Annotated in this window: 12 protein-coding genes and 1 pseudogene; 7 read left to right on the top strand and 6 right to left on the bottom strand. The window is 36.0% G+C overall.

What is annotated here, in order from left to right:
- Positions 1-16: 16 nt before the first annotated feature.
- The 3 genes from C3F34_RS18180 to C3F34_RS18195 all read left to right on the top strand — a co-directional run bounded on the left by C3F34_RS18180 (position 17) and on the right by C3F34_RS18195 (position 1,732).
- Positions 17-568 (top strand): plasmid replication DNA-binding protein, encoded by a 552-nt coding sequence (locus C3F34_RS18180; protein WP_005404788.1) that lies wholly within the window; start codon positions 17-19, stop codon positions 566-568.
- A gap of 261 nt (positions 569-829) precedes the next feature.
- Positions 830-1,174 carry an SMR family transporter gene (locus C3F34_RS18190; RefSeq protein ID WP_005146112.1) on the top strand — a complete coding sequence of 115 codons (345 nt, stop codon included), beginning with the start codon at positions 830-832 and terminating at the stop codon, positions 1,172-1,174.
- The gene (locus C3F34_RS18195; RefSeq protein WP_005146114.1) at positions 1,175-1,732 is read left to right on the top strand and encodes a TetR/AcrR family transcriptional regulator; all 558 of its coding nucleotides are present in this window, start codon (positions 1,175-1,177) and stop codon (positions 1,730-1,732) included.
- A gap of 246 nt (positions 1,733-1,978) precedes the next feature.
- On the opposite strand, the gene C3F34_RS18200 is transcribed toward C3F34_RS18195, so the two are convergent.
- From C3F34_RS18200 to C3F34_RS18215, 4 genes and pseudogenes are all read right to left on the bottom strand, one after another.
- Positions 1,979-2,233 (bottom strand): hypothetical protein, encoded by a 255-nt coding sequence (locus C3F34_RS18200; RefSeq protein WP_104442386.1) that lies wholly within the window; start codon positions 2,231-2,233, stop codon positions 1,979-1,981.
- A gap of 3 nt (positions 2,234-2,236) precedes the next feature.
- A protein-coding gene (locus C3F34_RS18205) for an IS4 family transposase (RefSeq protein ID WP_104442269.1) occupies positions 2,237-3,327 on the bottom strand; the annotation gives its coding sequence in 2 pieces (ribosomal slippage) (positions 2,237-2,787 and positions 2,787-3,327; 1,092 coding nt in all).
- A 148-nt stretch (positions 3,328-3,475) separates the two neighbouring features.
- Positions 3,476-4,279, bottom strand: coding sequence for an enoyl-ACP reductase FabI (locus C3F34_RS18210; RefSeq protein ID WP_104442038.1), 804 nt, complete (start codon positions 4,277-4,279; stop codon positions 3,476-3,478).
- A 141-nt stretch (positions 4,280-4,420) separates the two neighbouring features.
- Positions 4,421-4,771, bottom strand: a pseudogene (locus C3F34_RS18215) (Bax inhibitor-1/YccA family membrane protein); the annotation flags it as partial.
- Between the two features lie 76 nt (positions 4,772-4,847).
- On the opposite strand from C3F34_RS18215, the gene C3F34_RS18220 reads away from it, so the two are divergent.
- Positions 4,848-5,938, top strand: a protein-coding gene (locus C3F34_RS18220) for an IS4 family transposase (protein ID WP_104442269.1) whose coding sequence is annotated in 2 segments (ribosomal slippage) — positions 4,848-5,388 and positions 5,388-5,938 — 1,092 coding nt in all. Because the reading frame shifts where the segments join, the coding sequence is not laid out codon by codon here.
- Positions 5,939-6,490: 552 nt separating this feature from the next.
- Positions 6,491-6,814 carry a hypothetical protein gene (locus tag C3F34_RS18225; protein ID WP_104442387.1) on the top strand — a complete coding sequence of 108 codons (324 nt, stop codon included), beginning with the start codon at positions 6,491-6,493 and terminating at the stop codon, positions 6,812-6,814.
- Here the strand turns inward: C3F34_RS18225 and C3F34_RS18230 are convergent.
- Together C3F34_RS18230 and C3F34_RS18235 are read right to left on the bottom strand one after the other, a co-directional pair.
- Positions 6,811-7,020, bottom strand: a complete 210-nt coding sequence (locus C3F34_RS18230) for a hypothetical protein (RefSeq protein WP_005404800.1) — start codon at positions 7,018-7,020, stop codon at positions 6,811-6,813. The genes C3F34_RS18225 and C3F34_RS18230 overlap by 4 nt on opposite strands.
- A gap of 126 nt (positions 7,021-7,146) precedes the next feature.
- A complete protein-coding gene (locus tag C3F34_RS18235) occupies positions 7,147-8,139 on the bottom strand; it encodes a hypothetical protein (RefSeq protein WP_228155376.1) in 993 nt (330 codons plus the stop codon).
- 2,486 nt (positions 8,140-10,625) lie between these two features.
- On the opposite strand from C3F34_RS18235, the gene repM reads away from it, so the two are divergent.
- Positions 10,626-11,576 (top strand): replication initiation protein RepM, encoded by a 951-nt coding sequence (repM, locus tag C3F34_RS18255; protein WP_005404786.1) that lies wholly within the window; start codon positions 10,626-10,628, stop codon positions 11,574-11,576.
- Positions 11,577-11,652: 76 nt separating this feature from the next.
- A complete protein-coding gene (locus C3F34_RS18260) occupies positions 11,653-11,898 on the top strand; it encodes a hypothetical protein (RefSeq protein ID WP_005404787.1) in 246 nt (81 codons plus the stop codon).
- The last annotated feature ends 61 nt before the right edge of the window (positions 11,899-11,959 follow it).

The raw sequence follows: 11,959 nt of genomic DNA on the forward strand, positions 1-11,959 counted from the left end.
TACACAGTAATACAGTATGAAAACAAGTACAAAATACAGTGTTAGTGATGCTGCAACACTGTATAAAAAATCTCGGGCCACACTCTACAAAGATATAAAAAACGGAGTATTAAGTCGTGATCATGATGGTTCTATCGACTTCTCAGAATTACTTCGTGTCTATGGTGAGCCTTTTGGTGGAAAACACCCAAAACGTATTGACATGTCTCCGATACAAAACCTAGATACACCTGAATACAATGATAAAACAGTGGAAGAACTCAAAAATCAGATTGAGTTTCTAAAGAAACAACTAGAAAAGGCAGAAGATAGAGAAGCAAAAGCTAATTCTCGCATCGACACACTCCTGACCCTCATTGAAATGAAACCATCCCAAGCCACTACAGCTAATAATCATCAACCCGAAACAGATATAGCGATAGATCCAAAACTAGAAACCAAACCTAAAGATGATGGATTGACTATTCCGGTTGAAAAAGAAAACAAGCGAATCCCTGTTCCTGAACACGTAGACCCAGAACCGGAAAAAAGAGGCTTCTGGAGCCGCTTCTTTAAGCCATATGGCTGATCTGATTGTTCACCTGGGCTTATTAAAACCGTGGAGCATTGCTCAAGAAGTAAGCGTGGAACGTGAAAAATCACAAAAAAAGCCCACCTTGGGGAAGGTGGGCTATCAACTAGAAACTACAGCATTGATTTCTAAGTGGAATTATAACGCATTTCGTATAACGTGTATTATGTTAATTTTAGAAAATCTAAAATAATTATTGATAATTTTTTTTTGAAAATTTAACATACCTTCCGATTGGTATTTTAGGTATGATTACTTATGAACAGTGTGTTACTCGCTTATGTATTACTTGGATTTGCAATAGTTTCCGAAGTGATTGGAAGTAGTTTTTTAGTTAAATCGGAAGGGTTTACAAAACTTTTTCCAAGCGTGATGGTCTTTATTTTTTTTAGCACGGCATTTTATTTATTATCACAAGTTATTAAAACAATCCCTTTAGGTATCGCATACGCTATATGGGCTGGTGTTGGGATTGTTCTAACTGCTGTAGTTGGCTACTTTGTTTTTAAACAGACACTAGATAATCCTGCTTTAATTGGAATTGGTTTTATCGTATCTGGCGTAATAATTATTAATTTATTTTCGCAATCAGCAGGTCATTAAGTGAAAGAAATTCGGCAACAAAAGAAGCAACCAGAGGTTATTCGAAAGCGCATCCTTGAACAGGCAACTATTCTTGTTTCTCAAAAGGGTATTTCTGGTGTTTCTATTCAAAATATTGCTACAGCAGTAGGTATAACAAAAGGGGGGGTATTTCACCATTTCCCGAATAAAAAAAATTTGATAGAAGAAATGTTCAATCAAATAATTCTTGATTTAGATCAAACAGTTGAATACTTGATTAAACGCGATCCAACAGAATATGGTAAATTCACACGAGCTTATATTCATAGTTCTTTTATCCATCAAATAGATGGGGTGGTTTCTGCTTGGTCAGCGTTATCAATGACTATGATCACAGAGCCTACCTTTAATAAAATTTGGATGGAATGGCTAAAAAATAGATTATCTCAACATGCAGAAACGGATAGTCATCCTGATTTAGAGTTACTTCGTTTAGCAGCAGATGGGTTGTGGCTACAAAGTATTACCGGAGTCATTGATGATGAGCAATGTTCAAAATTAGAAGACGATCTGCTTAATCGAACCTATTTAACATAAAATCTCTTATTCGAAATTTGAACTGTAAGCCCCAGATAGAAAAATCCAGTGCATAGAACTGGGTTTTTATTATCACGTATAAATCTAAGACTTGTTTTAATCGTTGCTAACAGGATGTTTCACGGCTTCTAAACCATTGATTTTAGGTTAAGGATTTTTGCTGTCATGACGTTACTTTGAGGTATACTCTAAATTTACAGAACATCTCTTATTCGAAATTCGATCGAATGGGAGTAAAAGCCTGCCTCAATTCGAATTAATTTTACGTTTTTTAATTTTAAAAGTTCGTCGCCCAGCAAGTCGGTAAGCAAGGTCAGGATTCCGGCCGTCCAAGTGTTTAACCAAAATTGGCACACCATTCGGTGTTTTACTCATTAAATTATCATTTTCTACATACAGCACTGTTCCTCTTTGCGCTGCGGCAATAAAGCGGTCTCGAAGTACATTTGCAGCTTTGGCAGCAATACCTGATTCATTGTCATCTTCCTCTGTACACGACAAATTTCATAGGGCCCTTGTCCTATCAGGCTTTTTCTTTCTTAAAATTGCTAGCACTTTCTTAAATTCTTCTTTTTTTCCAAAACCAATCAAACGTAGAATAGCCATCTGAACATAGTCCAAACCGTAGCGAAATAAACTTACTGAAAGTCGTCCATGCTTCTTTAGTTTTATCGCTTTTTTTCGATCATGTTGCCATTCACCTGTTAAATAGCACCAACAGAAACCGATCGCTAGCACTGCTATCAATTTCTTGACTCGTCTAGGGTCTGTTAAACGAGTATTTTCAAGATTGAATCCACGTCCTTTGAGACAACTAAATAAGGTTTCGATTTCCCAGCGTAATGCATAATCACCAATAGCAGAAGCATTAAACATAGGAGAAACAACAAGTAAAAGTTCTCCATCTTCTAATCGTAGCGCACTAATATACAGTTTCACTCGACCAACCCAAATACGTCGTTTACGACATTCTGTTTGACCAACTTGAAGATGACGAAATAAATCACTAATTTTATGATTCTTGGCTAAGTGATTGGTCACAATAAAGTTTTTTTAACACGTATACAGAAGTTAATGTCATTTTCAATTAACCATGTAAACCATTTCTCACCGATAAATTCTCTGTCTGCGAACACATTCACAATACGATCTTTACCAAAAATGGAGATAAAGCGTTGAATCAAAGCAATACGCTCTTTTGTATCTGAATTTCCACGTTTATTGAGCAATGTCCAAACAATAGGTATCGCTATTCCACGATAGACGATGGCTAACATCAAGATATTGATATCTCGTTTTCCCCATTTCCAGTTGGTTCTATCCAAAGTTAATTGGACTTTATCGAATGAAAATATATTGAAAATTAACTGAGAAATTTGACGATAATCGAAATACTGATCTGCAAAGAAGCGTTGTATACGTCGATAAAATGATTGTGGTAAGCACGTGATGGGTAAGGCTTTAGATGCAGAAGAAAGATTACATGTCTGTTTTACAATTAATGCCAGCATAATCAGTGTAAAACATTTTACACGTGACTTGTTCCACTTTAGATATTTGTTTAAGATGAGATGTAACTCATTGAAATGTGTCATCATATTCGTCGTCAGAAAACAAGTATTATGCCATTATTTCAATGAGTTGTCTTTTTTTGTCGTGTACAAAGAATTTAAAGAATCAACCCTCCTTAAAAAACAAAGCCGCTATAAAAGCGGCTTTATCAAATAATTTAGATCAATCTAATTATTCATCATCCATCATGCTTTGGCTCATACCTACAGTATTGAAACCACCATCAACATAAAGGATTTCACCTGTAATACCTGAAGCCCACGGTGAGCAAAGGAATAACGCTGCATTACCCACTTCTTCAATCGTTACATTACGCTGTAATGGAGCGATTTTTTCATTGGCATCCAACATTTTACGGAATGATTTGATACCAGATGCAGCCAATGTACGGATTGGACCCGCAGAGATCGCATTCACACGAATCCCCTCTTTACCTAAGCTTAGTGCTAAATAACGAACACCCGCTTCTAAAGACGCTTTAGCCATGCCCATCACGTTATAATTTGGCATCACACGCTCAGAACCTTGATAAGTCAAAGTCAATAAACAACCCTGACGTGCTTGTAATAAAGGCTTTGCAGCACGTGCCATCGCAACAAAGCTATACGCACTAATGTCATGTGCAATTTTAAAACCCTCACGATCCGTCACGTCGGTAAAGTCACCATCTAGCGTATGTGCAGGTGCAAAACTAATCGAATGCACAACACCGTCTAAACCATCCCAGTGTTTTGCCAACTCGACAAAAGTATTGTCAATTTCTGCATCAATCGCTACATCACAAGGGAAAACGAGGGTTGAACCAAACTGTGCTGCAAAGTCATCAACACGCTTTTTCAGCTTTTCGTTTGGATAAGTAAACGCTAATTCTGCACCTTCACGGTGTAAAGCCGATGCGATACCAAAAGCAATTGATAATTTACTTGCAATACCAGCAATTAAAAAACGCTTACCAGCTAAAAGTCCTTGTGACATCTTATTCTCACTCGAAAAATTTTCACCACATCATGCCAATATTCCTGATTTTTCGGAATTGCATAATCCACCTTTTTTACAATCTTGCATAAAAAAATCGCCTTCATGTGAAGACGATTTATGTTTGATATCAATTCAAATTTAATCATCACCTTGAATTAGGCTTAATAAGCGCATGAATGAATAGTACATCCACACTAAAGTCGCAAGTAAAGCAATCGCACAGACCCATTCAAATGCTTTAGGAGCGCGTTGTGCTGCTGCATTTTCAATAAGATCAAAATCCAAAATTAAGTTCAGTGAAGCAATTACAGCAACAAATCCAGCAAAACCAATACCTAACCAATTGCTTTCAAAAATATAAGGAATACTTGAACCAAAGATCAAACGTAAAACAATCTGCACAACAAAAACTAAAGCAATCGCAATAGAAGCTGAAATTACAATTGCCTTAAATTTTTCAGTCGCACGAATAATTTGGAATTTATATAACGCAACTTTGTACACGACAAAAAAAGACAACTCATTGAAATAATGGCATAATACTTGTTTTCTGACGACGAATATGATGACACATTTCAATGAGTTACATCTCATCTTAAACAAATATCTAAAGTGGAACAAGTCACGTGTAAAATGTTTTACACTGATTATGCTGGCATTAATTGTAAAACAGACATGTAATCTTTCTTCTGCATCTAAAGCCTTACCCATCACGTGCTTACCACAATCATTTTATCGACGTATACAACGCTTCTTTGCAGATCAGTATTTCGATTATCGTCAAATTTCTCAGTTAATTTTCAATATATTTTCATTCGATAAAGTCCAATTAACTTTGGATAGAACCAACTGGAAATGGGGAAAACGAGATATCAATATCTTGATGTTAGCCATCGTCTATCGTGGAATAGCGATACCTATTGTTTGGACATTGCTCAATAAACGTGGAAATTCAGATACAAAAGAGCGTATTGCTTTGATTCAACGCTTTATCTCCATTTTTGGTAAAGATCGTATTGTGAATGTGTTCGCAGACAGAGAATTTATCGGTGAGAAATGGTTTACATGGTTAATTGAAAATGACATTAACTTCTGTATACGTGTTAAAAAAACTTTATTGTGACCAATCACTTAGCCAAGAATCATAAAATTAGTGATTTATTTCGTCATCTTCAAGTTGGTCAAACAGAATGTCGTAAACGACGTATTTGGGTTGGTCGAGTGAAACTGTATATTAGTGCGCTACGATTAGAAGATGGAGAACTTTTACTTGTTGTTTCTCCTATGTTTAATGCTTCTGCTATTGGTGATTATGCATTACGCTGGGAAATCGAAACCTTATTTAGTTGTCTCAAAGGACGTGGATTCAATCTTGAAAATACTCGTTTAACAGACCCTAGACGAGTCAAGAAATTGATAGCAGTGCTAGCGATCGGTTTCTGTTGGTGCTATTTAACAGGTGAATGGCAACATGATCGAAAAAAAGCGATAAAACTAAAGAAGCATGGACGACTTTCAGTAAGTTTATTTCGCTACGGTTTGGACTATGTTCAGATGGCTATTCTACGTTTGATTGGTTTTGGAAAAAAAGAAGAATTTAAGAAAGTGCTAGCAATTTTAAGAAAGAAAAAGCCTGATAGGACAAGGGCCCTATGAAATTTGTCGTGTACAGAGGTCATCTTCATCAATTAGATCTACTGTTGACATAGTGCCGTACTCCCAATTAGCTGATATATGAATCATATTACAAGTCGGGTAGACAGGATAAAGAACTAGAGACCTTTCTACATATAATGCTCTGATCGACACACACAATAGCTTCTTTCCACATCAAGGTAGGTATTATGTGTGATCTGAATTTTATATTTAATTTCAATAACTTATAAATATTAATGTTTGAGTTTTATTTTTGCCACATAAACAAAATAATATTTAAAATCAAATGCTTATATTTTATAAAAAATTTAAAGCTTAGCATCACACATGATAGCTACCTAAATTAGCTCCATTAGGTAGCTATCATGTGTGTCGATATTAAAAATTATGTTTAATTTCAATGTATTAATAGAATTCAACTCTTTATAATTTTGATATTTTTTTTACAAAGCACGGGATCATCTAACAGAAATTTTTTCCCTTTTTTAATCCTGGATATTTAGAATCGGTAGAAATTTCTTCACTTAAAAATTTAACTGCCTAGAGAGCAAAATGAATCCTATAACTTTTCAGAAACTGGAAAAAATGAATAAGCACTGCAAGGCTTGTGTTAAAGCCTATGCACTTTTGACTTTGTTGAGTCTGGTGACTTTTTTCATCTATTTTTTTAATCGTTTCACATTAGAAATTCTCGTTACGGACACGACTGCTCTATTTCCGGTTATCAAAATGGAAGCGTTGGCACTTGGGATAATGCACATTGTTTACTGCTTCTTTTTTAAATATGTCGATAAAAAACTTCAAATATTCGGCTTAGATTCAAATAATCTGAATGAATACATCCAGCGGAATCAGGCATTTTTCCAAAAATATTAAGGTATGGCTTCTCCAGTGGAACTCATGTCTTGTAATACATCAAAGACAAGTCTCTCAATGCCTGAGCGTGCTTTATCACGGTCTGGATCTAGCCAGGATAGCGACGGGAATTCGGCACAGAGTCCAATAAATTCCCCGTCTTGGGCGGACCATGTCACACTAAATAAATAACGAGCTTCGGTCTTAAAATCGAAAAAAGCTTTCATATATTTTGCCGCGTGTTTAGCCTCAGCTCTCAAATCGTCAATTTCTTGGCGGCTGAGATAATAATCATCAGGATATTTCTGCATGAGTTATCACCATTGTTAATTGAGATTGATTTAAAAAACATCCTATACCTCGGTTTTATTGGACTTCGCCTTCCATTTTTCGTATTTTTTGTTGAGATCTTCCGTTAATACACTCCTAAAATGAGCTTCTGCTTCTTGATATGATGAATTATTTACAATCGGACTTTTCAGTTTTTTCATATATGAAAGTTTTAAAGTCCGGGCACCATGATCAAACCAGGGCTGATTATATTTATCCTTGAATAAGCGTTTTTCTAGGTGATACAAATTTCCGATCTGCTGACGTACCCCACGGTAGCCTAAATAGCCCTCCAAGGCCCGGAAATGGCGTTCAAAATAGGCTTTCTTCTCATCCAGACTGGCATTTTTTTCAATCAGGCTCTGAAACCGCAAAACGACCCTTTTTCCTTGTTCTAGTTGTTCCTTATAGGCTTTATCAGTCAAACGCCAAGTCCAATCTGTGACATGTTTTTCATTGGTCCAATTCTTGGCTTGAAGCTCTTTAATGCTTTTTTTCGGCTTGGTCAGACGTACCAGTTCATATCTACCACAGCTGATTGGATTAACATCACCAATGTAACTAAAAGACTCTGAACTTGGACAGATCTCAAAGATTTTACGGTTAATCTTCAATAAATCTTGTTTGTCTGTTTTGCTCAAAACTTTTTGAGTTTTTTCATCCAATAAGAAAGCATCACTGGTTCGACAAAACAGGTAAGCCTCTACTTGCACCAAAAAAGCAGGTTCATTTTTATCAAATTTTTCCCAGCATTCACTCTCACTCAGTCCTGGTAAATAACTATAAGTGAAATGAACCAGCAAGCTAAAAACTGGCTCACTGTTCAATCTTCTTCGATAGGTTTGTTGGGCTGTTTCCAGTAAATGATAACGCTCAATCCATTTTGAAATCATACGGCTTGCTTCATCAGTATTCATATTCAATATGAATTTCTTAGAAACAAGATCATATTCGTTCGTCATCATTCCCATGACATGTTTTGTAAAATCTTTAGGAACATAGCTGTAATAAATCATTTTTTTATTACTCTTAAAGTGATTTTAATAAAGTGATTCTATAAGAGATTTATAAAAGATATTTATTAAAAATTCTATAAGGAATTCTTAAAGTCTCAAAAATTGCATTTTTGAAACTTTAAGCAGAATGAGAAATCACCTTCGGAGATTTTATAAATAGCAGTTCCCCCGAAATGGGCTTGACGACCGCAACTTGATCAAATATAACCCTTTTAGGGTCTTTGATTTTTTGCGTGGACTGCCAATCCATGAGCCAATTCTTTTCTGTTTGGTTCCTGGGTTGCCTACCCATGAATCAGACACACTCCCCCTTCTTGAGGATTGCCAGTCTTTGAGAAGCTTTAGTGGTGAAGCTGCGTGCGTGAGGAAACTCTAGCTGGCGCGGCTACACTAGGGGCTGGCGGGTGTGACTCCCGCTTTCTACCTGTTCACTCATTTTGATGAATGAACACCCTCCACTCCCAAGGTGGAGGTCAGTTGGGCGACAAGGACACGGGATCACGGTGACGTGGCGGTGGGAGTAACTTCCCTCCTAGGCTGAAAGGGCCAAAACCCTGTATTAAAACAGACAGTCAGAGGACTCACGGAATGAGTAACCTCGTGAATAGCTGATAACCAGACGCTTCAAGTCAAAAACAAAAATAAAGACAAGGGCGTAGGTTATACCCACAGGTGGGCTTTTGAGGGCATCGTGAGGTGTCAGGGTTGCAAGGCGAAAGCTGGCGCAATCGGTACTCGATTTTAGGTAGAACAGTGAATTTGTCGGAAGACATTCTGTTTTGCTGTCGAGATCAATGGATAGCTCAAGCCTGTAAGGTCGTCAACATGGTGCTTTTTAGGCTGTGTATGTCGATATGGGTAAGGCGTGAACGTGGATGATTATTAACTACATATTGCATTGTATAAACCTGATACGACTTGGAACTGCGATCGGGGGAGATAGGAATGTAGGTGTTGTATGTAGGAGATCGGCACGGGTTCTGCCAGTTTTCAGGCAACTGAAAACAACTGTTTTAATACTAACTTGGGAAGCAGTTTTGTTTAATGACGAAGCCGTATTGCTTAAAGATTTCTCTTTAATTTGAAGAGGTCTTTATTCAATCGGAGGCAACTTCCGAAAACAGAACTGTGGGAGAGTGACTTAGTAGGGCTTTGCTGTAATGGCAAAGGAAGCATTTCAATTCGAGTGAAAGGCGAGCGTTGAAATGAGTAACGAAAGGACACGCCATTAAGTTGGAGTGTGTAAGAGAATTGGAAGAATGTGGTTTGAGGATGAAGTTTGGCAACTTCATAGACTTGGCGGTCTAAACCCTCCAGCCACATTTGTAAAAATCGACCTAGAAGATCAGATTCGAGTGGCATCGGATCCAGAAATTCCAAGAACCTTGAGAAAACAAGTCAAATCAAAGTCTTTGATCCGACTTTTTAAAAACGGTTAGTGGGGACCTCACTTAAAAAATCCTGACGCAGCCGATTCTGCTGAACGAAATTAAAAATCTGTGTGTCCCTCATCACACATAAATAACTGAGATCAAAGTCCTGAGTACGACTATAAACTGCTTTCCATTTTGCGCTGATTTGCGTTTTAAGCCATTTTCTCTATTTGATATAGGTAATCTTGATAATCAGTGAAAAAACGCGTCTACCCCCTATTTTTTGCCTCTAATCGTTATATCAGAGCGAGTGTCTACGAGCGAACATCAAAAAGTCGTGCCTAGACTCCCTGAAAAACAGCTTTTTAGGCTGTGAAGTCAAAAAAGGCGTAAATCATATGTAGAAAATTGAGCCTAGACCGAGCGAAGCGAGCAAAAAAGTACTATGAGCGAAGCGAATTCCGAGTTGCTTTTGCTTTTTCTAAAACTCACGAAAATATTAACCAAAAAATTGCCCCTCGAATCGAGCGAAAGCGAGATTCAATAGAGTTTGAGCGAAGCGAAAACCAAGGGCAATTTTTCATGATTCACGTTTTTAATTATTTTTAAATACTTTTAATGTTTTTAGATGCTCTGTAGCCCTATAAAATAAAGGGTTACAGAGCTTATACATGGACGTTTATCTTGCTATACATGGACGTTTATCTTGCTATACATGGACGTTTATCTTGCTATACATGGACGTTTATCTTGCATATATTGACAAATATTATAATGTCAATTTTAAGGTTGAATTATAAACCACCTAATTGCAATAAGTGTTTGTATTTAATGAATTTTTATTAATTCCGATTATATATTAGATATTTAATAAATATTAAATACATAATATCAAAGATATTATCTTAAAATATCTATATATATTATTGTTTTTATTATAAATAATAGATTAGATAATATATTAAATAAACATTTTATAACCTATTATTTTTAATATACATGGACGTTTATCTTGCTATACATGGACGTTTATCTTGCATAACCTAAAAAATCATTGACATCAAAATATAGTGTCAATATATTGACATCAAATGATCACGTCAAAATAAAGATATGAAAAATACTGTCGTCAAAGATAATGCTTTAATCAATGCTAGTTACAACCTAGATCTAGCAGAGCAAAGACTAATCTTATTAGCTATTGTTGAAGCTAGAGAAAGTGGAAAAGGTATCAATACAAACGACCCACTCGTTGTTCATGCTGAAAGTTATGCACATCAATTTAATGTTCATAGAAATACGGCTTATACAACATTGAAAAATGCTTGTAATGCACTGTTCTTACGTCAGTTTAGCTATCAAGAAAAAAACTCTAAAAACATAGAACATATTAAATCTAGATGGGTTAGTGAAATCAGATATATAGAGAATGAAGCCGTGGTTAAACTTATTTTTTCCCCAGCCATTGTTCCATTAATTACAAGATTAGAAGAACATTTTACTAAATATGAGCTAGAACAAATTAGTAATCTGAGTAGTGCTTATGCAATCCGTTTATATGAGCTTTTAATAGCGTGGCGAAGTACAGGTAAAACGCCAATTTTTGAATTAGCCGATTTTAGAGAAAAATTAGGAGTTGATAAAACAGACTACGCGATAATTTCTGATTTAAAAAAACGAGTACTAGATATTTCAGTTAAACAGCTTAATGAACACACTGACATCACTGTTGAATACGAACAACATAAAAAAGGACGTTCAATTTACGGCTTTTCATTTTTATTTAAAAACAAGCAAACAGAGCAGAATTTAAACTCGACACGAGATCCAAATACCGTAGATCTTGTTTCAAAAATGACTAAGGCTCAGCGACATTTATTTGCTAATAAACTCTCTCAATTACCTGAGATGAGTAAGTACTCCCAAGGCACCGAAAGCTTTCCGCAATTTGCAATTCGTATAGCTGACATGCTGCAAGATCCACATCGTGCTAAAGAACTGTATCCATACTTAGAAAAAGTGGGATTTATGTCAGCTACTAAAAACAATGCTGTTAACAACTAAACTCTCAGTGAGTGAAGGATCCAGAATTAAAATCTGAGACTAAATAATTAAACTATAGTCATATAAGGAATTTGAAATGCTTATTGATGCAATTGCTTTATTAAGTGCTAAAAAAAATACTAAAGGTTATTCAGCTCATATCCAAATTGAGACTTCTGACGGTTCAGAAATTAGTGGCTCTATACAATTAGATCATGAATGGGATTATCAACTCGGCTTTTTGAGAGATTTAATAAATACAGAAGAAGATATGCGTTTTGTTGATAGAACCTTTACCAGTGAGGATTTTAGAAATGGTGTTTTAGGTTACTTAAGCAATTAGGCTTTAAACCTTGAGTGTATTAAAGAATACACTTGTTGTATTCTTTAATACGTCTCCTAAA

This window comes from Acinetobacter sp. ACNIH2 (assembly GCF_002934965.1).
Classification (GTDB): Bacteria; Pseudomonadota; Gammaproteobacteria; order Pseudomonadales; family Moraxellaceae; genus Acinetobacter; species Acinetobacter tandoii.

Bases quoted from the DNA above. Each gene is read 5' to 3' on its own strand.
- C3F34_RS18180 (WP_005404788.1), top strand. From the start codon at position 17: ATGAAAACAAGTACAAAATACAGTGTTAGTGATGCTGCAACACTGTAT.
- C3F34_RS18190 (WP_005146112.1), top strand. From the start codon at position 830: ATGAACAGTGTGTTACTCGCTTATGTATTACTTGGATTTGCAATAGTT.
- C3F34_RS18210 (WP_104442038.1), bottom strand. From the start codon at position 4,279: ATGTCACAAGGACTTTTAGCTGGTAAGCGTTTTTTAATTGCTGGTATT.
- C3F34_RS18225 (WP_104442387.1), top strand. From the start codon at position 6,491: ATGAATCCTATAACTTTTCAGAAACTGGAAAAAATGAATAAGCACTGC.
- C3F34_RS18230 (WP_005404800.1), bottom strand. From the start codon at position 7,020: ATGAAAGCTTTTTTCGATTTTAAGACCGAAGCTCGTTATTTATTTAGT.
- C3F34_RS18235 (WP_228155376.1), bottom strand. From the start codon at position 8,139: ATGATTTATTACAGCTATGTTCCTAAAGATTTTACAAAACATGTCATG.
- repM (WP_005404786.1), top strand. From the start codon at position 10,626: ATGAAAAATACTGTCGTCAAAGATAATGCTTTAATCAATGCTAGTTAC.
- C3F34_RS18260 (WP_005404787.1), top strand. From the start codon at position 11,653: ATGCTTATTGATGCAATTGCTTTATTAAGTGCTAAAAAAAATACTAAA.